Source organism: Erwinia phyllosphaerae, assembly GCF_019132875.1.
GTDB classification, from domain to species: domain Bacteria; phylum Pseudomonadota; class Gammaproteobacteria; order Enterobacterales; family Enterobacteriaceae; genus Erwinia; species Erwinia phyllosphaerae.
The window spans coordinates 56,814-79,709 of the sequence record NZ_JAHSPF010000004.1 but is presented as its reverse complement, the minus strand read 5'-3'; the positions used below and the strand labels follow the sequence as shown (position 1 = coordinate 79,709).

Below are 22,896 nucleotides of genomic sequence, written 5' to 3'. Positions count from 1 at the left end.
TTTATTATCGTTTAGATGCGGTTTAGATAGCGTTGTCTATTGTTACCATCCGTTAACAACGATAACTTTAAAACGGAAAATAATAGTGAATATCAACGCAATCACCCTGGCGCTTCTTTCAACCTTTACCGCTTCTGCTTTCGCCCAGGATGACATGGTGGTAACAGCCAGCGGCTATGAACAAAAGCTTACTCATGCGCCTGCTTCCGTTTCCGTCATTAATGACAAAGAGCTGCAGGAGAAAAATTATACTGACCTGGGTCAGGCATTAAGCGGTGTAGAAGGTGTTGACGTGCGTGGCGGAACCGGTAAAACCGGCGGGCTGGATATCAGTATTCGCGGTATGCCAGGTAGCTATACGCTAATTCTGATTGACGGCGTGCGCCAGAATGCCAGTGCAGACGCCACGCCAAACGGATTTGATACGTTGAATACGGCCATGATGCCGCCGCTATCGGCTATTGACCATATAGAAGTTATTCGCGGCCCCATGTCTACGCTTTATGGCTCAGATGCGATGGGCGGCGTAATTAATATCATTACCAGAAAAAATACGAACGCCTGGCACGGCGGTTTGAATCTCTCTCATTCCGTGCAGGAACACAGCAAATGGGGCGATAGCTCTACGCTTGGCTTTAATACCAGCGGACCGTTAATCGATAAAAAGCTGAGTCTGGCTTTGCGTGGCAATATTCAGCATACGCAGGGTTCCAGCGTTACCAGTCTTAGCGATAGCGGCAGCAATACGCGCATACCCTATCCGACCAGAACGGAGAATTACACTCTTGGCGGTCGTCTTAACTACCAAACCAGCGAACAAAATACGTTATGGATTGACGGTGAAGTTTCTCGTCAAACCTATGACAACAGAAATGGCCAGCTTGGGCCAGTTGGCACCAGCGGTGGTGGCTATCGCAATGAACTTCGCTATCAGCGCAACAAAGTAGTTATAGGTCATGATACCGATTTAACTTTTGGTCGCTGGAGCTCCAGCCTGTCATGGGCAGAAACGGAAAATAAAGGCCGGATTCTGACGCCTCGTACTCTATCAAGCGCTAATCAGAACCTGAGCGGTAAAGATCGTATATTAAAAAATACGAATACGATTCTGGATACCAGTCTGGTCACGCCGCTGAACGAAGATCATCTGTTGCAGGTTGGCGGACAATACTGGGACGCGCGGTTAAAAGACGGCGTCGTTCTGGCCAACAGCGGTGAAACCTTTCAGCAGCAAACCTGGGCGCTATTTGCCGAGGACGACTGGCAGCTGCTGGATCCGCTATCGTTAACCTGGGGGGCGCGTTATGAAAAACATGATAGCTTCAGCGGTCATATCAGCCCACGCGCTTACCTGGTATGGAGTATTAACGACGGCTGGACGATGAAAGGCGGCGTGAGTACCGGCTATAAAACGCCTTCGCTCAGCCAGTTACATAACGGCGTCAGCGGCGTTGCAGGCAACGGTTTGGTTACCACTATTGGTAATTCAGACCTTAAACCGGAAACGAGCGTCAATTATGAAACAGGTCTCTACTATGATAATCGTGACGGCGTTAAGGCGAACGTTACTGGTTTTATCAATGATTACCGTAATGCGATTGAATCAGAGGCAATTGATGATTCAACAAATTCTTATCGCAATGTTGGTAAAGCGATTACGCAGGGGATTGAGCTGGCGACTTCACTGCCGCTGGCGGCCAATGTCGCCCTTAATCTGAATTACACCTATACCGATAGCAAACAGCGCGGCGGCGATAACCCGGGAGCGCCATTAACTAACACTGCGCGTCAAATGGCTAATGCTCGCCTGAACTGGAACATGACGCCAGATTTGAGTAGCTGGATGGCAGTGGAATACCATGGTAAAACCCCAAGGTATATCACCAGCTATAATAATTTGAGCGCAATTGAAAAAGTTGTGGCGGACGAGCGCGGCACTTATCTCAAAGCATGGACGGTCGTTAACATGGGCGCATCGTTGAAACTCACGTCACAGCTGACGCTTAACGGCACCATTAATAATGTACTGGACAAAGACTTTTCTAAAGTATCGCTGTACCGCGCGGGTAGTAGTTCGATTTACGCTGGCGATTATTTTCAGACGCTTGCGTCTACCACAGGATATATAACGCCCGGGCGGAATTACTGGCTGTCGCTGAATTACACATTCTGATATGAGTCATCATAGGTTTTTACCTATTTTGTGAAGCTTTTAAAACTTTTCAGCCTGATTTTTCCATAAAATCCCTCTGTCCTTAATTATTGCCTGGATGGCAAGGAAAATACGTATGGAAACAGAGGGAACTCATCACGGAAGTCAGATCGTCACGCCGCACGATTCTGTGTTTAAACAATTTTTGACGCACCCGGAAACTGCCCGCGACTTTTTGCAGATACACCTGCCGCCAAAGCTACAGGCTATTTGCGATCTCACCACGCTTAAACTGGAGTCGGGCAGTTTTGTTGAAGAAAGTTTGCGGCCCTATTACAGCGACGTGCTTTACAGCCTGAAAACGTCGGAGGGAGACGGCTTTATTCACGTGCTGATTGAACATCAGTCCTCGCCGGATGAACATATGGCTTTTCGACTGTTGCGTTATGCGATAGCGTCAATGCAGCGCCATATAGACGCCGGATATAAAAAGCTACCGCTGGTCATTCCAATTCTGTTTTATGCCGGTAAGCGAAGTCCGTACCCCTATTCTACCTGCTGGCTGGATAGCTTCGTCAATCCGGCTCTGGCCGAAGAGCTTTACGCAGGGCCTTTCCTTCTGGTAGACGTCTCCGTTATTCCCGATGATGAGATTATGCATCATCGCAGTATGGCGGCACTGACGCTGTTACAAAAACATATTTACCAGCGCGATATGACCAAATTTGTGGACAGGCTTGCGATAATATTAAACGCCGGGCAGTTAACGAGACAGCAAATGCTTTCATTGTTAGAATATCTGGTGCTTATGGGAGAAACCCCAAATGCATACGCCTTTGTCAACAGACTGGCACAGCAGGTGCCAAAGCATAAGGAGGAACTGATGACTATTGCACAACAGCTTGAGCGTAGAGGGATGGAAACAGGCTTAGCAAAAGGTATTCAGCAAGGGATGGAAAAAGGCATCGAGCAAGGCATCGAACAAGGGCTGGTCAAAGGCCATGTCGAAGGTCGTCTGGACGTGGCTCGTAGCCTGTTAAAAATGGGTATCTCACGCGAAACCGTGCTGGAAGCTACCCGCCTGACGGAAGAAGAGCTGGCACAGATTCACCATTAATTGCCCCGCCTGCCTCCGGGAAACCGGGGGCAAAAAAGAAATCGCAATAAAAACCCAAATTATTTTTTTACGGGACCGAAACTTTTGCCACGCATTCGGCGAACTTCTCATTGAACGAATAAAATTACTGTACTCGTCGCCTAATGGAGAAATGAATGCGTATGAAAAAAAATCTGAAAACTTTGGCTGCTGCAACTCTTCTGGCTCTCAGTCTGCCCGCCACCAGCGCCTTCGCTGCGCTTCAGATCGGCGAAAAAGCGCCCGACTTCCAGCTTTCAGCCGCGCTGGCCGGAAAAGCGACCACTTTTTCACTACAGCAGGCGTTACAGAAAGGTCCGGTAGTACTTTATTTCTTCCCGGCGGCATTTAGCGCAGGCTGTACGCTGGAAGCACACGATTTTGCCGAAGCTACCGATGAATTTAAAAAACAAGGCGCGACCGTGATCGGCGTAACGGCCGGCAATACCGATCAGATTGCTAAATTCTCGCAGCTTGAATGTCGCGATAAGTTTACCGTCGCGGCCGATCCGGGTGCCAAAGTCGCTGCCGAATATAAAAACACGCTGCAAATGAAAGGGAAAACTTATTCTGACCGCACCTCCTATGTAATTGCGCCAGACGGCAAAATTCTTCTTAGCTATACCGATAAAAATCCGGATGCCCACATTCAAAAAGCAATGGACGCGGTAAAAAAATATCGCCAGGCCAATCCGGCTTGATTTGAATCCGTCAGGCTTATAATGCTGACCGCCTCGCCGGTCGGCATTTCCCGCAATCTTTTTAATCAGGCAGGTTTATTATGTTGACTGCTATTGCTGCCGCTTTTCTGGGCGGTATCATTCTTAACCTGATGCCGTGTGTATTTCCGGTTATTTCACTTAAGGCGCTGAGTCTGATCCGCCATCATGATAAAACTGCCCATGCCCGCGCTGAAGGCCTGGCGTTTCTGTTTGGGGTAGTGGTAACAATGGTTGTGCTGGCAGGCGCGCTGCTGCTTGCCCGAGCTGGCGGCACGTCGGTCGGCTGGGGGTTCCAGCTACAGTCGCCGTTGGTTATTGCTTTGCTGATCCTGGTGATGCTCGCGTCGGCACTGAATCTGCTGGGCCTCTTCGAATTTGGCCTTTTTGCCCAGCGAATCGGCGGCGTGGGCAGTCAACGAGACGGCCTGGTCGGTTCTGCGTTGACTGGCGCTTTAGCCATCATCGTTGCCACGCCGTGCAGCGCGCCATTTATGGCCAGCGCCATCGGTTATGCGCTTACCCAACCGCCTGCCATCAGCCTGGTAATCTTTATTTCCCTGGCGTTAGGGTTTGCGGCACCTTTTACCCTGATTGCTTTTTTCCCGATTCTGGCACGCGTGCTGCCTGCGCCCGGGGCCTGGATGAACACGCTGAAACATGGTCTGGCGTTCCCGATGCTCGGTGCCGTTGGCTGGCTGATTTGGGTGCTGGAGCGTCAGGCAGGTTCAGCTGCGCTGGCGGCCATTCTGGCCTGCTGCCTGCTGTTAAGTTTTTCCGCATGGCTGTATGGCATGGCGCAAAAACGCCGTATGATGGGCAAACGCCATCTGGCTTTACATGTTGCTACCATAGCTTTTCTGCTGCCGGTACTGGTACCGCTGGCAAACCTTAAAGCTACCTCCGGTTCATCGGAAACAGCAGAAGCTGTAACGGCCGCGGCGGCGGTCGCCTGGACACCGCAAAACGTGGATGCCATTAAAGGCCAGGGTAAACCGATTTTGGTGAATTTTACCGCATCGTGGTGCATTACCTGTCAGGTTAACGATCGTACTTCACTGTCAACACAGGCGGTTAAGGCGGCGATGGCGCGTACCAACACCATTTATATGGTAGCGGATTCCACCAAATATAATCCTGATGTCGAGCAGGCACTGAGCGATTTCGGCCGTGGTGGCCTGCCGTTATATGTGGTTTACCCGGCTAACGGCGGCAAGCCAACGGTGCTGCCGCAGGTTTTAACACCACAAATCGTTATTGCCGCGCTCGATCGCGCAACCGGAAAAAAAACGTGAACAGACAACGTGACTCTCTTTGCCATGCTTTACACAGATAATGACCGGCGCTGAAGCAAACGAACGCTGGCCCGCGCTGATGGCCCGTGCGCAGGCTGGCGATCGACAAGCTTATAACCAGCTTCTGAAAGCGATGGTGCCAGCCATTCGGGCTTTTGCGCGTAAAAAAATCAGTGATGAAGCGCTGATCGATGACGTCGTGCAGGAGACGCTACTGGCAATTCATCGCGTGCGGCATACCTACGATCCCCAGCGTCCGATGCTGCCGTGGGTAGCAGCCATTACTTCTGCCAGGGCAATTGATGCTTTACGGCAGCGCGGTCGAAACCAGGAAGTTCAGGACGACTTTGCGCTGAATTTGCATCCTGCCAGAAACGACGATTCAGATAGCCAGGCTGAAATAACAGGTTACCTGGAAAGTTTACCGGCGCGCCAGCGCGAGATTGTGGAAACAGTTCACCTGCGCGAGCAAAGTCTGGCGCAGGCGGCAGCGGAAACTAACCTGTCCGTTGCCGCCGTTAAATCCCTTTTGCATCGTGCGATGCTTAACCTTCGTAAATATGGAAGCGGTAATCATGAGAAATCATGACCAGTTTATAGACCGGCTCAGCGCATCCGCGCAGCCGGTAAAGCGTCTCTGGCCAACGACCTGGCGCGTTATTGCGTGGGTGGCGGCCGTGCTGCCGAGCGGCATGCTAAGCAGTTGGGCTCTCCATGGCCGGTTCACCGACTGGTCCCAGCCGGGCGCCTTGTCCGCGCTGGTTACGCTCCTGCTGGCTTTTATTATTGGCAGCGGTGCTATTGCCGCTGCGTTTACTTTAAGCATAGCGGGTCGCCAGCCTGCCAGCCTGAAATGGTCTTTATGGCTGTCGCTGGCCTGGCTGATACTCAACCTGAATAATATGTCATTTACCAGCTCGCCTGCGGGTTCGCATCAGTTCGGCGAAGGCATTCACTGCTACCTGTTTATGCTTTCCGCTGGCTTACCGATGGTGGTGATTTCTCTTATCGGCCTGCGGCGCTCGCGTTCACTCTGGCCTGCAAAAAGTTTGGCGCTGGCAGGATGTGGCATAGCCTTTATGTCTTCTATGCTGCTTTCGTTATGCCACGACACACATCTTCATCTGCTCGATTTTGCCATGCACCTGGCGGCGGGCGTAACCCTGATTGTGGTTACCATACTGACAGGGCGCCGCTGGATTCGGCTTTAAACAACCTTTATAAAAAGGCGAGCGGCACGATGCGCTTGCCGGTTCGCTTGTTACCGATGGCTGTCTCTGCTTTTACCTGCATGAATCATTCACAGGATTTTTCTGACGGTAAAATAAGCACGCCTGTTTCATTAAATTTCCAAATAAATCCGAAAAAAATAATTTTTCCTTCCCTTCCGTTATAATTACGCTACAGGAAAAAAGAGGGGGATGCCCAAATGACTAAGGACCCAATTTTTGAACGTAAAAAAAACCGCGCGATAGAGATCATGGCGGGAAAAGGCATGTGGCGCAGCAATTACGCCCCGCCGTGCCATGTGTTCTTATGGAAAATGGGCATCCACGTTCCACCGCCGCCTTTTTCTCATTTCTGGACGAACTTTTTCAGCTTTGCCGCTATCTATACGCCATTCTGGGGCGCGGTAATGTGGTTTATTTTCTGGAAATCCCAGGGTGAAAGCGCTATTTACGCTCTGGTAACAGCAGGGATTGCCGGTTTTGTTTTTGGCATCGCGATGGCCGCTTTCCAGCGCTGGCGGAAAAAAGCCAACGACCTTCCGGAATGGGAGCAGCTGTAATATAACCGCGTATAAAGTTGATTGCGGACATTTTTGCCGTAAGCACGGTATAGCACTCAACAACTCCCTGAAATGGCCGCGCCTGCGGCCATTTACCAACATATAGCACAACCCTGAAATTGAGTATCCTCCTCCTCCTTAAAACACTCCGTTACGGTAATTCCATGGGCAGCAGAGCCTTCGGGATACCGTGCGTAGCAATATCATTTTATTACGACAAGTTTTTTAACCTGTTGACATAGCAGAGAGTTTTAGAGAACATTGAATTTTACTCAACTATGAGTATTCGTCGTGACAACTCATTCCGCAGCCCACCTTTCCCGTAGCGATCTGGCTGATTTAAATGCCTTTCGCGCGGTTGAGCGTCAGCGCAGCTTTACTAAAGCGGCCGTAGAGCTTGGCATTACCACTTCTGCCCTTAGCCATGCCATACGTAATCTTGAAACGCGCCTTGGCGTCAGGCTATTGAACAGGACCAGCCGCACCGTTTCACCGACGGAAGCGGGAGCAAGCCTGGCCTTGCGGCTAAATATTGGTTTCAGAGAAATCAGTGAAGCGCTGGATAACGTTAACCACTTACGCGTTCGCCCTGCCGGCCGCCTGCGTCTTAACGTACAAAGGGATGGCGCAAGCCTGATTATTGCGCGTCATTTACCTGAATTTTTACGGCGGTATCCTGAAATGGAGGTCGACATTAGCGTCAGCGACCACATGACCGATAGCGTAACGGAAGGCTTTGACGCAGATATTCGTTCTGGCAGTAACATGCCGGGAAATATGGTGGCGATAAAGCTGGAGAAAGCATGGAGAAGAGTTGCAGTCGCTTCGCCCCGCTATCTTTATTACCACTCGCAGCCTGAACAACCAGAAGATTTGAGAACCCACGCCTGTATTCGGCTACGTACGGGCCAGGGCATTATTCGTAAATGGCACTTCAGCAAAGACGGCGAGCGCCGGATTATTGATGTACCGGGACAGATCTGCGTCAATGACGCGACGCTGGCGATAGCGCTGGCTCTTGCCGGAACGGGCATCGCATGGTGTCTTGAACAACAGGTTTCTCAGCATCTGGCGGAAGGGAGCTTGCGTACCGTTCTTTCCGACTGGTCGCCGGTTGAACCTGCCCTGCATTTGTACTATCCCAAAAACCGGACAATGCCGCAGGGACTAAGCGAATTAATCGAGCTGCTGCGTGAAGAAACAGATACAGGGGAAAGACATTTACAGCAGCTTTGCAGTAAAACGCTGCCTTTCCCCGTTTTTTCCGGCTCTTTTTAATCAGCCGGTTTAATTGCTACGCCACGATAAAAGGTAGGTTCAACCTGCAAAGGGCTGGCGATTAGACCCTGCTGGTGATAAAAATCGGCCGTAGCCTGCTGCTGGGCTATCGTTTCCCGATCGATGGCCTGCCAGTGCGATTTTCTGCGGCCAAAGGCAAGTTTGACCGCCTGCTGAGGGAAACCGATAATCTTTGCCAGTACCAGGGAATAAGCATCGGGACTGGCATAGGCCTGCCGCTCTGCTCGAGCCAGTCGATTAACATAATCCTGCAGGGCTTGCCGTTTTTTATCGTCGCCAAGCGCGCTATCGGTAGCGGCCAGAAAGCTGTTGCCCGATATCAGCCCTCGTCCATTTATCAGCACGCGCCCCGTGCCGGAAGTTTCCGCCAGCGCGGTATAAGGATCCCAGGTTGCCCAGGCATCGATTGCGCCACTTGCTAAAGCAATTTTCGCATCGCCGGGCGTTAAATAGCGAAAATGAACCCGATCCGCTTTAACCCCTGCCTGCTCCAGCGCCTTCAAAGCAATAAAATGCCCAATTGAACCGCGACCGGTGCCAATACTTTTGCCTTTTAAATCGCCAGCGGTTTTTAACGGAGAGTCTTTATTCACTACTATCGCGGTACCAACCGGATCGGATTTATCTACGGCAATGGCTTTTACCCGGGAACCCGCTGCGATTGAAAACAGTAGCGGTGCATCACCTATAATACCCGCATCGACGGCACCCGCATTGAGCGCTTCCGCCAGCGGCGCGGCGGCAGGAAATTCGGTCCACTCAATACGGTAAGGTAAATTATTCAGTAGCCCTGCAGCCTCCAGCTGGGCATGCATATTGCCTTTTTGATCGGCGATTTTTAACACTACACTATCATCCGCCTGCACCACCCAACTTGCCGCCAACAGCACCAATACCGCTCTCATCACAATCTATTCCCCTGAATAATGATTCAACTCTACGCGCGCCATTTCATCCGGCATGCTGAATTAAAAGTAAATTACGAGCTAAGCCTGCCTGGACAGCTTCTTTTACAAACCACATACAAAATCCCGTACAAACATTATCTTATTATTTTAAGCAATGTTAAGCGGATTAATTATGCTGATAACTGCTTACCATATCTAAATAACGTTTTACCGGACGGAAACGCTTACTCTTTATTCCTCTTTTTTTAGCCAATTAATTGCCCAAAGAGCCGTTTTTTGGAAGAATGCCCAACAATAAGAGAGGCCTCAGCTGTTTTGTCCATATGGCGTCATCAACCTTGCTAACAAACCCTGACACTTACGCTTTAACCAATTATTTATATTTATAATCAATTAGTTAACAAGTAAGCTAGCTTACCAAAAGCATGGTCGTTATTTTGACCATCACAACCTGACGCCCAACCATCTTATCCACAGAAAATGGGGATTACCTGTGTATAAAAAAGTATAAATCTGCCGATGCGTACTTACCGTTGCGCTGAAACGCACTAATTTTATGGTAGATTTTGTCAGAAAGGCGCGCGGGTCGAGTAAGCGAAGCGAAAAAATGGGCGTAGCAAGGAGCTGGAAGAAAATAGTGACCATGCCAGCGTTGACAGGCATCGATACGTAAGGGTTTTGTTATGCCATTTAGCACGCAATTTTTGATTAAACGGTTGGCGAACAATCCTTGTTGCGAGACTAAAGGTTTGTTGTATTACACTATGCCGCGCTGGTAGAAAAATACCGTTTAGTGAACAAGGATTTTAATTAAAGGAGCTGTGGATGCGGTCAGGAAGAACAATGAACGGTTGGTTACTGGCAGTAATTTGCTCGCTGGGTCTGGCCAGCTGTTCACATAAGCAGGAGCCCGAGATAAGGCATCAGCTGGTGCCGGTAGTAAAGAAACCGATAACAGAACCCATAGTTACGGAACCCATGCGAGGGATCTGGCTGGCTACGGTATCCAGACTCGACTGGCCGCCGCAGGCCTCTCTTCAGGCATCATCAGAAATCGAGCGAATCCGTCTACAAAAGGAATCTTTGATAAAGGCACTGGATGAGCTGAAGGAGAGCGGAATTAACACCCTGTTCTTTCAGGTGAAGCCGGATGGCACGGCGTTGTGGCACTCCGCTATTTTGCCCTGGTCAGATATGCTGACGGGCGTTATCGGCGCAGATCCCGGTTATGATCCTTTAGCTTTTGTGCTGCAGGAGGCGCACCGCCGTGGAATTAAGGTACATGCATGGCTTAATCCTTACCGGGTTTCGATGAATACAAAGCCAGAAACAGTCAGGGCGCTGCACGCTACCCTTTCCTCATCGCCAGCCAGCGTATTTGTGCTACATCCTGACTGGATACGCACGGCCAGCGATCGCTTTGTTCTCGACCCGGGATTGCCTGAAGTACGTGACTGGATTACGAACGTTGTCACCGAGCTGGTGAATAATTACGATATTGATGGCGTGCAGTTTGATGATTATTTCTATTACGAAACGCCCGACTCCCCGCTAAAAGATAACGCTACCTGGCGACAATATGGCAGCGGATTCGCCGACAAGGCCCGCTGGCGAAGAAATAACACGCTGTTACTGGTCAAACAAATTTCTGCCGCAATTAAAAAATTAAAACCGGATATTGAATTTGGTATCAGCCCGGCAGGCGTCTGGCGTAATAAGGGTGAGGATCCGCTTGGCTCTGCTACCCGAGGTGGCACAGCTTATGATGCGTCTTACGCCGATACACGTCAGTGGGTAAAGCTGGGGCTGCTGGATTATATCGCCCCCCAGCTTTACTGGCCGGTCGCCAGGAAAATTGTTCGCTATGACGTGCTGGCCCACTGGTGGGCAGATGTGGTGAAAAATACCGATACCAAATTATATATCGGTGTCGCCCTGTATAAGATTGGTATGCCTTCAGCCGCTGAACCGGACTGGACGATTGCAGGTGGCGTACCTGAACTGCAGAGGCAACTGGACATTAACGATGCCTTGCCAGAAGTGAAAGGCACCATTCTTTTTCGCCAGGGCTTTCTGAACCAGCCGCAAACGGCCGAAGCAGTACACTATCTTCAGAACCGCTGGCGCCCGAAAAAATAGTTCCCTTTCAGGCCCTTAACCGGGCCTGTCTCCCCTTCCCTTTCGGTCAGAGGTCACCAGAATTTTCCTGCTGGACCATAAAGTAACCGTTGCCAAAAGTCAGAATGTTAGTTTAACTTATTGCATGTTGTAACTATTATTAGTTATAGAAACAGGAAACCGAAAGCCTCTGCGGTTTCCTGTTTTATAGCGTGAGTCGACTAGCGCCAGCCCAGTTCTGGTGCGACGTGCTTCAGAATTGCTTCCAGAACATGCGCGCAGTAATCCACGCCAAGCTGGTTAGGTATGGTCAACAGCAGCGTATCTGCTTCGGCGATGGCTTCATCTTTTGCCAGCTGCTCAATCAGCCTGGACGGTTCCGCCGCATAGCTGCGCCCAAAAATCGCGCGCGTCTTTTCGTCCAGATAACCAATCTGATCGCCACCCTGCCCGCTACCGCCAAACCATGCGCGATCCTGCTCGTTAACCAGAGCAAAAATGCTGCGGCTGACCGAAACCCGCGGCTGATGCTGATGCCCTGCCTCTTGCCAGGCCGCACGATAAGCGCGGATCTGCTTTGCCTGCTGAATATGGAAAGGCTCGCCGGTTTCATCATCTTTCAGCGTGGAGCTTTGCAGATTCATCCCCAGCTTCGCCGCCCAAACGGCCGTGGCGTCAGAACCCGATCCCCACCAGATACGCTCGCGCAATCCCTGAGAAAAAGGCTCTGGCCTTAATAAACCCGGCGGGTTAGGAAACATTGGCTGCGGATTCGGCTTTGCAAAACCTTCACCACGCAGCACTTCCAGCAACGCTTCGGTATGCCGGCGGCCCATGTCCGCGTCGCTCTCGCCTTCTTGCGGGTTATAGCCAAAATAGCGCCAGCCCTCAATCACCTGCTCAGGTGAACCTCGACTGATGCCTAACTGCAGTCGCCCACCGCTAATCAGGTCGGCTACGCTCGCCTCTTCCGCCATATAAAGCGGGTTCTCATAGCGCATATCGATCACGCCAGTGCCGATTTCAATTTTGCTGGTGCGAGCAGCGACCGCCGCTAATAGCGGGAAAGGCGCGCTAAGCTGGCGGGCAAAGTGGTGTATGCGAAAATAAGCGCCATCCGCGCCCAGTTCTTCCGCCGCAACGGCCAGTTCGATTGATTGCAGCAGCGCGTCTGCCGCCGAACGCGTGGCTGACTGGGCGGAAGGCGTCCAGTGTCCGAAAGAGAGAAAACCAATTTTTTTCATTATTAAAACTCCGAGGGTTCGCCCGGCAGCGGTTCAGAAAGCGGCATACCTTCCGCACCCGCATAAAAGATAACCATCTCCGCCGCCTGCTCTGTGGTGTAGCCGCGATGGATATCGCCTGTGGATTCGTTTAGCGCTTCGCCAGCGCTGACGAGGTGCTTCCTGCCCGTTTCTCGATCCTCAACGGTCAGCTCGCCAGAAAGAAGATAAGCGATATTAGGCATCGGATGCGAGTGCCACGGCAAGAAAGAATGTGGCGGTATGGTCATTTTCATTACCGTCAGCTGCGGCTTTCCTTCGGGATACGCCTCGTAGGGCGTCCCGTTCCAGGCCTCGCTGGTTTGCAGCAGCATTGAAGATTCAATCTCTTGCCTGGATTTATTGTGTTCCGACACGTTACCTCCTTTATATAAGACTGCAAAACAGTATAGGTTCTGTCGCAGTAAGTTGACGAGATTACGCCTTCTTCCATGACGAATTCATCGTCAGCTGCCAGGCTGTTGTTACTATTTTGTATCAGTACGACACAATTTCAGACAACCTGGAGTCATGATGAAAGGAACTTTACCTCTGCTGGCGCTGCTGCTGTGCGGCTGCGGCGCACATAATTCCCCTTCCAAAGTTACCGCGCCTGGCGCACCCACCTCTCCGCAAAAGCAATTGCTGGATACCGGCGCGGCAGCGCTACAATCCCGGCCGCCCATTGACGCCATTAATGCTTATCTGGATGGTTTTCACTTTTACAATGGCGATCATAATGGCCAGATGGAAGCGCACCACTACGTGACTATTTTAAACGATGATGTGATGCAGGCGGTTATTTATGATGGCAATACCCGTGATGCAAAACTTATGGGCGTTGAATATATCATCAGCGAAAGGCTGTTTAAGACGCTGCCGCCGGAAGAGAAAAAGTACTGGCACAGTCATCAGTATGAGGTGAAATCAGGCACGCTGATAGCGCCCGGCCTGCCGCCGGTTGCGGAGAAAGCGCTGATGAAGCGTATCGTTAATACCTACGGCAAAACCTGGCATACATGGCATACGGATCGCGACAAAACGCTGCCGCTCGGCATTCCGGCGCTGATGATGGGCTTTACCGCCGATGGGCAGATGGATCCGCGTTTGCTAACCGATCGCGATAAGCGCTTTGATGTGGATAGCAAAAAAATTCGGGAATCGCGCAAAGATATTATTGCGCATCCGGTGGCCGCCGGTGCCAATGCCTGGGAAAAAGGTGACACAGTACAGTTAAAAAGCGTTAAAGGCGGGGGCGATATTGCACACGGAGAGACGCGTTTTACCACTTCGGAACAGACCCGCAGCGGCAAGCTCTGAATGATATGCTGGCCATTAGAAATAGTGGCCAGCGCTGAGGATTATTAAAGAGATCCACCCGCCATTAAAGTTTCTTCCCGGCATGCTGATAAAGTTTATCTCTGGCCAGGTTTTTCATTTTTACTTCACACATAATATCGAAATCGCGAAAAGACAAAGCCCAGTCGTTCAGCGTGTCGTTAAAATAGTAATCAGAATGCGCGCGCAGTTTAGTCCGCGCTACGCTTAATTCATGTTGATCGGGAAATCCCGTCTCAGGAATAATACCTTCCTGCGAGACGGAATAGTGTAATACCGGGCGAACGCCGCGCCAGGAAGCGATGATTTGCGCAATGCGCGGATCGTCCGGCTTGATAAACTCATTCTCTTTTACCCAATGGTGATGAATATCCAGCACTATCGGACAGAGATCTTTTGCCTGTAAAACATCATCCAGCGAACAGGAAATTTCATCGTTTTCCACCGTCAGCATATTTTTAGCCTGCGGGCTAAGCTGCTGGAAAGCGGCTTTAAAACCTTCAAAGCCCCCTTTGCCATTCATATGGATATTGATTTTGAAATCCTGAAAATGCTTACCGTACCCCATCAGGCTGGCGCACAAGGCGTGGTATTCCACATCTTCAATAGCGCGCTCCACCACCAGCGGATTATCGGACGCCAGCACGGAATATTGGCCGGGATGGAAAGAGAGTCTGATAGCATTATTCCTGGCAAAGTCGCCACACTTTTTAAACAGCGGATACAGATCCGGCAAAAACGCTTCATACAGTTCCCCGGCTTCCGGGACCGTATATAAAGGCAGCAGATCGCTCCCCAGACGCATCATTCTCAACGCCTCCGGCTGCTGCTGCAGCGCTTCCAGCGTCAGATAAAGATGGTTTAAATTATTATGCGAAATCTCGCTGATAAGCCTGAGCCGCTCTTCTTTATTCAGGCTCAAAAATCGGGTGCGCGTGGTGGCTCTGAATGGAAAAGGCTGTTTAGCATCAGCGTTAAAAAATTTACAAGCAAAGCCCAGTTTCATGATTTCTCCTGTTGATACACCAGTATTGAGTGTAACAACTCACGGAGAATTTGCGGGCCGAAGCCCGCCGGACGCGCGGTTTTTCGCCAGCCTTCACCGCCTCCGGCGTCTTTATCAGCTGCTTAGTAATAGCAAGGGCTGCTCGAACAGGCGGACCGTTTGGCGCATGATTGCTTCACCGAGCCGTCAGGAATGATTTTACAACGTCTCCCTGTTTCGAGCTGCCCTTGATGCCTTACGCCAGGCCCACAGTAACTTTCAACGTCGCCCTCAATGCGCTGGCATCTGCGCTGGCATATTTAATACTTTCCGTTTTCCAGCCACGGCTTCCGGTTTCACAACCGATGCCGCATTGCCCCAGCTGTTACGCAGATATGTCGCCGCGGCTGCTACCTGCTCGTCCGACAGCTTCCACGCAAACGCCGGCATCGCGCCGCTGGTCGGGTTGCCCTCGGTCACCGCGCCACGCCCGCCCTGCAGGATGGTAGAAATGATTGAAGAGGCATCTTCCGCCTGCAACCCAGGGTTTCCGGCAAGGCTGGCGGCCAGATTCGGAATACCTTTTCCATCGCTGTTATGACATGCCGCACAGTTGGCAGAGTAGACGTTCGCGCCCATCTTCATTTGCGCATCGTCAGCCGCCAGCGGCTGAGGTTTTTGCGTCCCTGAATCTGGCTGCGACTTCAGGTAAACCGCTATCGCCTGCAGATCTTCCCTCGTCAAATGCTGCGTCGAATTGGTTACCGCCTCTGCCATGGGCCCGGAAGCGACAGCGACATGGTTGCTGCCCAGCTTAAGGTAATCGGTAATCTGATCGACACTCCAGCCGCCAATGCCGGTATACCTGTTGGACGTAATATCCGGCGCATGCCACTCTGACAGGTTACTGCCCTGTAGCCAGGCATCACGGTCGCCGCCAAGCAGGTTTTTCGGCGTATGGCAGGCACCGCAGTGTTCCAGTCCTTCGACCAGATAAGCGCCGCGATTCCACTGTGCCGAACGGCCCGCATCAGGCTTAAAGCCGCTGTTCTTATAAAACAGCAGGTTCCAGCCCATCATTGCCAGACGAATATTATATGGAAAGCCCAGATCGGTTTCCGGCACCGCATAGTGAACCGGCTTAACAGAACGCATATACATCCACAGATCGTGCATGTCCCGGTCGCTGACCTTTACATAGGCGTTATAAGGCATAGCAGGATAAAGATTCTCGCCCTCTTTGCCCTTCCCGTGGCGCACGGCGCGATAGAAATCACGCTCGGTCCAGTTGCCGATCCCCGTTTCCTTATCCGGCGTAATGTTACTGGCGAAAATGCCGCCAAAAGGCGTACTGATTGCGTAGCCTCCGGCAAACGCATCTTTACTTTCCGGTGCGGTATGGCAGGCAACACAGTCACCGGCAATAGCGATATACTTCCCACGCGCCACTGCGTCAGCATCGGCCGCGCCCGGCGGCTGGCTGGTCAACGTCTGGTTATCTGCCACATCATCCGCACTGGCGTCCCCGTTCTGCCACAGCAGGCCGGCCGCCACGGCAGCGGCGATAAACGCCACGCCGCCCAGCATTGTTGTCTTTTTCATCTCACACCTTTACCAGCGGGCCTGGATTTTTCAAATACTGTTCAATAATCGCTTTTGCCGTCCACAGGCTTAGCGCGCCTATGGTGCCCGTCGGGTTGTAGCCCGCGTTGTTCGGGAACGAGGAAGCACCCAGCACAAACAGATTGTGCATGTCCCAGCTCTGCTGGTAGCGATTCAGTACGCTGGTTTTCGGATCGGTGCCCATGACCGCGCCGCCGATGGTATGGTCGCTGGCGAAGTTATACGGCGAATAGTTGCCGGAGGCGGAATTGGTGCCGATCACCGTTTTGGCGCCCATCGCTTTACCCAGCTCCACGCTTTTCTCTTCGATAAACTTCGCGGAACGGCGGTCGTTCTCGTTGTAATCGAAGGTCACGCGCAGCAGCGGATTACCGTTGTCATCAACGTATTCCGGATCCAGGTCCAGGTAGTAATCTTCATGAGAAAAACTGGTTCCCTGGCCAAAAATGAAGGTGCCGTTCTGGAAAGCATGCGTATAGGCTTTTTTCCACTCTTTGCCCCAGCGCGGCGTACCTGGCGGCAGCACGTCGGCGTTACCGATCGGACGAGCCCCGCGTGCTACTACCAGAATGCCCGCGCCGCCGATAAAGCCCATACCGCTATGGTCAAAGTTGTCGCCGTTGAAATCGTCAACCTGCTGAGAAAGCGCACCGGCACCGATATACTGATTCAGATACTCATTTTCAAAAAACAGACTTGCACCAGAAACGGTCTGGAAACTGTAGGCACGTCCTACCACGCCGGTTTTGCTCACCGGATCGTAAGGCTTGCCGATTTTAGAAAGCAGCAGCAGGCGCACGTTCTGCATCTGGAAAGCGGACAGCACCACAATACCGGCTGGCTGCTCCCACTCTTTTTTATTACGATCGATATAGGTTACGCCCGTTACCGTTTTGCCATCTTCCGCTTTATTGACGCGCACGACCGCAGAATCGGTCAGCACGGTAAAGTTTTCACGCTGCATCAGCGCCGGGATGACGCAGGCGTTCGGGCTGGATTTGGAAAAGTTGCCGCAGCCGTAATAAAGGCAGTAGCCACAATAGGTACAGGGCCCCATCCGCACGCCAAGCGGATTGACGTAGGCGCGGGAAGCCTGCCCGGCCGGTACCATAAAAGGATGCTGGCCGAGGGATTTAGCCGCGTCGCGGAAAATATCCGTCAGGCGCATGCTTTCCAGCGGCGGCAGCGGGTAATCACTGCTGCGGTTGCCTTCAAACGGGTTACCGTCCGGCACGATCTCGCCGTTCAGCTTGCCCGCTTTTCCGGAAACGCCGGCGATTTTTTCAAAGCGATCGTAGAAAGGTTCCAGCTCGTCATAGGTGACGCCCCAGTCCTGCAGGATTAACCCTTCGGCAATCTGTTGTTTACCGTAGCGCTCGACGGTCTGGCTATAGGGCTGAAAGTCCCATGGCGTAAAGCGCCATGCCATACCTGCCCAGTGCGTACCGGAGCCGCCAACGTTGTAACCCAGCTCGTTCAGGTTCCAGTCGCGGGTCGGTAGCGCTTGCTGAGTACGATTATTACGGAAAGTAGTGGTTTCTACGGCAGGCGGCAGTAGCATGCTGCGACGAGTATCCCAGCGCAGTTCATCTGTATCTACAGAAGGCGGGAAATCGGTCGCGGTTTCAAACCACGGGCCGCGCTCAATGGCTACCACATTTAATCCGGCGCGGGTCAGCTCTTCAGCGATCAAAGAGCCGCACCAGCCCAGGCCGACGATAACAACATCAGCTTTTGGACGTACATTATTCATTTATTAACTCTTAATTCAGAGGGTGTTATCAATCAGGCTGGTGGGAATAATATTCAGCTTCTTGCCTTTCTTGCTCAGCATGTCGCGGAAATCATAGCGCGCGCCGGGAAAGCCGATCATCTTCCAGCTGGTCATCTCTTTATTTCCGCCGTAAATCGGATCGGAAAGAAAACCTTCCCGAACGTTTTGCAGCAGCAGTTCAAAAAAGACTTTAGTATCCACCTCTTTTCCCATATCGAACTTGTCCGCTTCCATCGCGTGCAGAACGGTTTCCTGCATATCCGGCGCAAGATCGATAAAGTTTTTGCCGTACTGCTTTTGCGTTGCGCTATCCAGAGCAGCAAGCCCCTGACGATAACGTTCCGCAGGCGTCAGCGGTGACTGCGTCCCCTGTTCCGGCGTTCCTTTGACAAAGCGCCCAAGCCGATAAAGCGCGGCGGCACGACCGTAATCACCGGCCAGCTGCCTGTCGATAAAGGTAGCGCAGCCCGCATCCTTTCCGCTCAGGCTGCTTTCGTCTGCAGGAATAAAGCGTTCAGCAATAGCGCCCACGGTAGCGAACTCGTGCGGAGTAAAGTATTGCAGGCCCCCCTGTTTTGGCGGGGTTGGCGGAGTGTGAACTTTGCCCGGCTGCCACGGTTGGCCGCCGCTAATCACCTCGGCCTGCGCGCGAGGTATAGATGAGGCTACACCCAGCGCAACCACTGAGGTAAGGAACTCTCTTCTTTTCATAAATTCCCTGCGGATAAGTTGATCACATTGCGATATCGTTTTTAGAATAATTTTTTTTGATAATTGCTTAATGTAATTATCAAATCAGAGGCTTTTTGTTTACACGACAAGAATGTATTTAATAAATAATTAACATCGGCGGCAGGATAATTTTTTGCAGCAGCCCAGAAAAGGATTGCGTTGATGGTTTTACATCATATTAAGATGAGCGTCTTATTTTTCAGCAAAGCGTCGTTTTCTTCACCGTAATAGCGCAAAGAACCGCGCCCTGCCTGCATTCCGTCCGGTGCGTTAGTGACAATAAACGGAGTCCGCTTCCGGTTTTTTCCAGCTTGCCAGAAGCGTCAGGCTGCGCATACTATGCCGCCTTCCGCAGCGTGCGGACAGGAACCGCTGATGGGTGGACGATGAAGAAGTTAACATTACAGATGCTGGCCGAGCTGGCGGGCGTTGGCGTTGCCACCGTCGATCGGGTACTCAACGATCGTGGCGGCGTATCGCCTGCTACCACGCGCAAAGTTTTACAAGCTGCGCGTGAGGCTGGCCTGAAGCGGCTATTACCGGAAGAGTATCGCCAGCCCTGGCAAATTGAGGTCTTTCTCAGCGGCAATCCCTCTTTTTTCTTCGATACGCTGGCCAGCGATTTCTCTACGGTAGCAAGCCAGCTGGGCTATCAGCGCCTGACGCTACACCGTACCTATATCGCAGAATCACAGCCTGAAAGGCTGGCGCAGCGTATGATGGACGCCTGTGAAAACCGCGACGGCCTGATTGTTTTTGGGCACGATTATCCGGCGATCCACGATGCGCTGGCCTGCTGCCGTGCCAAAGGCGTACCGGTAATCACGTTAGCAACCGATATTCCGCAGGCGCAGCGCCTTTGTCATGTTGGTATCGATCAGTATCAAGCAGGCAGAACCGCAGGTTTGCTGATGAGTAAATCGCTGCACGACGCCGGAGAAGTCATTATGCTTAGCGGCCGTATTGATTATCGCGCCCATCGCCAGCGTATTGAAGGCTTTCGCCAGGCTATGGCGCAACGCGCGCCGCAAATTCAGTTGAAAGAAGTGCTTTCCGGCCACGATCGGCGCGAAGTTATTCGCGTTTTGTTTGAACAGGCATTGCGTAAAACGCAAAACGTGGTGGGTATTTATAATACGGGGGTCGGCAATAGCGAAATTAAAGCTTTGCTACAACGTCATAATTTACGCAGCACGGTTATTACGCACGAACTTTATTCCGTCACCCGGCAGATGCTTCAGGCCGATATGGTTTCTTATACCCTTGATCAGAATGCGCCCGCGCATGCAAGACTGGCGCTGGATTTATTACTTCGTCATCTTGAAGTGGGTTATCAGCCCGACCTTTATCAGGATGGTAACGTCGCTTTTAAAATTATTACCGCTGAAAATATGGGTACATTTTCTGCAATGTAAAATAAACTGTTGTAACAATATAAAAAGCCCGCCCTTACCAGGAATAGTCTTAAAAAAGTAACAGAGCTTTTAAATCAGCCGGTTATTATATAAATTCGGGAATAATCTGACCGTAAAAACTGGAGGAACGCCCTTGCAAGACGGTCTGCTCATCAGCGTTGGCGAACGCGTTCGCCTCTATCGTAAACGTAAACAGCTGAGCCAGGTTGCTCTCAGCGAACGCAGCGGCATTGATCGAACCTACCTCAGCGATATTGAAAACGGTAAACGGAATATCAGCCTGCTGACGCTAAATAATCTGGCTAATGCGCTGGATGTCCCGATTGAAATGTTAGTTTCTCGTCCGCCTGTGGTGTTTTAACGGCCAGCTTTGTTCTGCGGAAATTCTTATTTTTGCTCCTTTACGGCCTGTCATTCTTTAACGCATTCTTCTCCTTCCCTGCGTAACGCCAAACTTTATCTATACTTTTCAGTCAGCAGCCTGATTAATCGATTCAGGCTACGTCTTTCCATATATAACAAGGGACGTTGAGTGAAAAATAAAACCTACCATTCCCCCGTGCGCAAAGAAGGTTTTGCTGGTCTGGGCGACTATGCCGCCATCGGTGAAGGACGATCTGTTGCCTTAATTGCGCCAGACGGTTCTATTGACTGGTGGTGTGCGCCTAACCTTGATTCGCCACCGCTTTTCGATCGTATTCTGGATCCCGGGATCGGTGGCTTTTTTCAGCTGGAACCTGAGGACGACTACAGCGTTAAGCGTCATTATCGCGAAGACAGCAACGTGCTGGAAACGGTTTTTACTACTGAAACCGGCTCGGTGCGGCTCACTGAATCGCTGAACAGTTCGGCGGCCGGGCGTCTGCCCTGGAGCGAGCTGGCACGTCGCATTGACGGCATTGATGGCAAAGTTAAGCTGAAGCTGCATCTTAAGCTTGGTACCGTAGCGGAAACCCGTTCGCCATGGGCAGCAGATACGAATCAGGGTACGGTTTTCCATATTGGCGATCTGATGACCATGCTGCGAACCAGCGAGGACGTTAAGATTACCCATCGTTCCGATGAAGCTATCAGCGGCCGGTTAACCACCTCGCCCGGTTCACATTCGATGGTAGCGCTACTGGCAAGCGAGAAAGAGCCGCTGGCCGTGCCTAATCTGGCCGACATTGACGACAGGATTGAAACCAGCCATGCCGCCTGGCGCGACTGGGTTGGTCACCTCTCTTATAAAGGCCTTTTTACGCCGCATGTAAAACGTTCCGCCCTGTCACTCAAGTTCCTCTGGTATTCACCAACCGGCGCGCTGGCTGCGGCGGCGACCACCTCACTGCCCGAAGGTATTGGCGGCGAAAAAAATTACGACTACCGCTATGCCTGGGTACGCGACGCCTGCCTGATTATTAAATCCTTCGTCTATCTTGGCGCACTGGAGGATTGTAAAGCCGCCTTCTCGTGGCTGACCCACACCATTATTCGCCACGGCGTCAAACTGCGCGCCTGCTACACGCTCGAAGGTGACGTAGTGCCGGAAGAGACTTATTTGCCGCTGCGTGGCTATGAGGATTCGCTGCCCGTACGCGTGGGTAATAATGCGCGCGATCAGGTTCAGCTCAGTATGTACGGCGACATGCTCGCCACCGCGCTCCTGTTTATCGAAGCGGGTCACGTGCTGGATATCGCCACCTCGCGCATGCTTGGCGAGCTGGCAAACTGCTGCGCCGACAGCTGGCGCCAGAAGGATTCCGGCATCTGGGAACTGCCGGAAGAGCAGCACTATACCCATTCGAAAATGGCCTGCTGGCTGGCGCTGGATCGGGCCGTAGCGATGGCCGATGGCAAACATATCGAACCGACCTGGGTTGATCGCTGGCAGCGCGAGCGCGATCGAATCCGCGACTGGATTGAAGAGCACTGCTGGTCCGAAGAGCGCCAGGCCTATCTGTTTTATGTCGGCAGTGACGACCGGCTGGATGCCTCGCTGGCGCTGGTGCACCACTACGGTAATACCGTAAACCCTAAACGCATGCTGGCAACCTATGACGCCATTCATCGCGAGCTGGGCCACAATAGCGCCATGCTCTATCGCTACAGCGGCGTAGAGCAGGAGGAAAGTACTTTTGTCGCCTGCTCGTTCTGGCTGGTGGAAGCCTGGGCCTCAATGGGCGAAACCAAAAAGGCCGAAGCAGCGATGAATGAAATTCTGGAAGGCATCTGCGATCGCGGCAACGTCGAAATCTTCAATGAAATGTTTGATACGCGTACGGGCAGCTGGCGCGGTAATTTGCCGCAGGGGCTGAGCCATCTTGCGCTGGTCTGCGCGGCGCAGGCTTTGACTGTCGCTAACGAATAAGG

20 protein-coding genes are annotated in these 22,896 nt (G+C 51.9%); 13 read left to right on the top strand and 7 right to left on the bottom strand.

What is annotated here, in order from left to right; translation table 11 throughout:
- The first annotated feature begins 85 nt into the window (after positions 1-85).
- The 8 genes from KUE00_RS08700 (at position 86) to KUE00_RS08665 (ending at position 8,368) form a co-directional block, all read left to right on the top strand.
- Complete coding sequence (locus KUE00_RS08700; protein ID WP_343215882.1) at positions 86-2,173, top strand: TonB-dependent receptor; 2,088 nt, start codon at positions 86-88, stop codon at positions 2,171-2,173.
- A gap of 115 nt (positions 2,174-2,288) precedes the next feature.
- Positions 2,289-3,269 carry an Rpn family recombination-promoting nuclease/putative transposase gene (locus tag KUE00_RS08695; RefSeq protein ID WP_246759390.1) on the top strand — a complete coding sequence of 327 codons (981 nt, stop codon included), beginning with the start codon at positions 2,289-2,291 and terminating at the stop codon, positions 3,267-3,269.
- A 155-nt stretch (positions 3,270-3,424) separates the two neighbouring features.
- Complete coding sequence (locus tag KUE00_RS08690) at positions 3,425-3,988, top strand: peroxiredoxin (protein ID WP_246759389.1); 564 nt, start codon at positions 3,425-3,427, stop codon at positions 3,986-3,988.
- 80 nt (positions 3,989-4,068) lie between these two features.
- Positions 4,069-5,301 (top strand): protein-disulfide reductase DsbD family protein, encoded by a 1,233-nt coding sequence (locus tag KUE00_RS08685; protein ID WP_246759388.1) that lies wholly within the window; start codon positions 4,069-4,071, stop codon positions 5,299-5,301.
- Between the two features lie 40 nt (positions 5,302-5,341).
- Positions 5,342-5,890, top strand: a complete 549-nt coding sequence (locus KUE00_RS08680) for a sigma-70 family RNA polymerase sigma factor (protein ID WP_246759386.1) — start codon at positions 5,342-5,344, stop codon at positions 5,888-5,890.
- Positions 5,877-6,512, top strand: coding sequence for a DUF1109 domain-containing protein (locus tag KUE00_RS08675; protein WP_246759385.1), 636 nt, complete (start codon positions 5,877-5,879; stop codon positions 6,510-6,512). Before KUE00_RS08680 ends, KUE00_RS08675 begins: the two co-directional genes overlap by 14 nt.
- A 218-nt stretch (positions 6,513-6,730) precedes the next feature.
- Positions 6,731-7,090: a DUF6404 family protein gene (locus tag KUE00_RS08670; protein ID WP_246759383.1), complete on the top strand. Its 360-nt coding sequence runs from the start codon at positions 6,731-6,733 to the stop codon at positions 7,088-7,090.
- A 291-nt stretch (positions 7,091-7,381) separates the two neighbouring features.
- Positions 7,382-8,368 carry a LysR family transcriptional regulator gene (locus tag KUE00_RS08665; RefSeq protein ID WP_246759381.1) on the top strand — a complete coding sequence of 329 codons (987 nt, stop codon included), beginning with the start codon at positions 7,382-7,384 and terminating at the stop codon, positions 8,366-8,368.
- On the opposite strand, the gene KUE00_RS08660 is transcribed toward KUE00_RS08665, so the two are convergent.
- The gene (locus tag KUE00_RS08660; protein WP_246759736.1) at positions 8,365-9,294 is read right to left on the bottom strand and encodes an ABC transporter substrate-binding protein; all 930 of its coding nucleotides are present in this window, start codon (positions 9,292-9,294) and stop codon (positions 8,365-8,367) included. The genes KUE00_RS08665 and KUE00_RS08660 overlap by 4 nt on opposite strands.
- An 846-nt stretch (positions 9,295-10,140) precedes the next feature.
- Here KUE00_RS08660 and KUE00_RS08655 point away from each other — a divergent pair.
- The gene (locus KUE00_RS08655; protein ID WP_246759380.1) at positions 10,141-11,436 is read left to right on the top strand and encodes a glycoside hydrolase family 10-like protein; all 1,296 of its coding nucleotides are present in this window, start codon (positions 10,141-10,143) and stop codon (positions 11,434-11,436) included.
- A 200-nt stretch (positions 11,437-11,636) separates the two neighbouring features.
- On the opposite strand, the gene KUE00_RS08650 is transcribed toward KUE00_RS08655, so the two are convergent.
- Both KUE00_RS08650 and KUE00_RS08645 read right to left on the bottom strand, forming a co-directional pair.
- A complete protein-coding gene (locus tag KUE00_RS08650) occupies positions 11,637-12,659 on the bottom strand; it encodes an LLM class flavin-dependent oxidoreductase (protein WP_246759379.1) in 1,023 nt (340 codons plus the stop codon).
- Positions 12,660-12,661: 2 nt separating this feature from the next.
- Complete coding sequence (locus KUE00_RS08645; RefSeq protein WP_246759735.1) at positions 12,662-13,012, bottom strand: cupin domain-containing protein; 351 nt, start codon at positions 13,010-13,012, stop codon at positions 12,662-12,664.
- A 199-nt stretch (positions 13,013-13,211) separates the two neighbouring features.
- Here KUE00_RS08645 and KUE00_RS08640 point away from each other — a divergent pair, with 199 nt between their 5' ends.
- The gene (locus KUE00_RS08640; RefSeq protein WP_246759378.1) at positions 13,212-13,997 is read left to right on the top strand and encodes an OBAP family protein; all 786 of its coding nucleotides are present in this window, start codon (positions 13,212-13,214) and stop codon (positions 13,995-13,997) included.
- A gap of 64 nt (positions 13,998-14,061) precedes the next feature.
- Here KUE00_RS08640 and KUE00_RS08635 read toward each other — a convergent pair whose 3' ends face one another.
- The 4 genes from KUE00_RS08635 to KUE00_RS08620 form a co-directional block, all read right to left on the bottom strand.
- Positions 14,062-15,021 carry an apurinic/apyrimidinic endonuclease family protein gene (locus tag KUE00_RS08635; protein WP_246759377.1) on the bottom strand — a complete coding sequence of 320 codons (960 nt, stop codon included), beginning with the start codon at positions 15,019-15,021 and terminating at the stop codon, positions 14,062-14,064.
- Between the two features lie 270 nt (positions 15,022-15,291).
- Positions 15,292-16,602, bottom strand: a complete 1,311-nt coding sequence (locus KUE00_RS08630; protein WP_246759376.1) for a c-type cytochrome — start codon at positions 16,600-16,602, stop codon at positions 15,292-15,294.
- Position 16,603: 1 nt separating this feature from the next.
- The gene (locus KUE00_RS08625; protein ID WP_246759375.1) at positions 16,604-18,376 is read right to left on the bottom strand and encodes a GMC family oxidoreductase; all 1,773 of its coding nucleotides are present in this window, start codon (positions 18,374-18,376) and stop codon (positions 16,604-16,606) included.
- Between the two features lie 15 nt (positions 18,377-18,391).
- Entirely contained in the window at positions 18,392-19,108 is a 717-nt protein-coding gene (locus KUE00_RS08620; RefSeq protein ID WP_246759374.1) for a gluconate 2-dehydrogenase subunit 3 family protein, read from the bottom strand.
- A gap of 407 nt (positions 19,109-19,515) precedes the next feature.
- Here KUE00_RS08620 and KUE00_RS08615 point away from each other — a divergent pair, with 407 nt between their 5' ends.
- From KUE00_RS08615 to KUE00_RS08605, 3 genes are all read left to right on the top strand, one after another.
- Positions 19,516-20,544 (top strand): LacI family DNA-binding transcriptional regulator, encoded by a 1,029-nt coding sequence (locus KUE00_RS08615; RefSeq protein ID WP_246759373.1) that lies wholly within the window; start codon positions 19,516-19,518, stop codon positions 20,542-20,544.
- Positions 20,545-20,677: 133 nt separating this feature from the next.
- Positions 20,678-20,905 carry a helix-turn-helix domain-containing protein gene (locus KUE00_RS08610; protein ID WP_246759371.1) on the top strand — a complete coding sequence of 76 codons (228 nt, stop codon included), beginning with the start codon at positions 20,678-20,680 and terminating at the stop codon, positions 20,903-20,905.
- 171 nt (positions 20,906-21,076) lie between these two features.
- Positions 21,077-22,894 carry a glycoside hydrolase family 15 protein gene (locus KUE00_RS08605; RefSeq protein ID WP_246759370.1) on the top strand — a complete coding sequence of 606 codons (1,818 nt, stop codon included), beginning with the start codon at positions 21,077-21,079 and terminating at the stop codon, positions 22,892-22,894.
- Positions 22,895-22,896 lie beyond the last annotated feature (2 nt).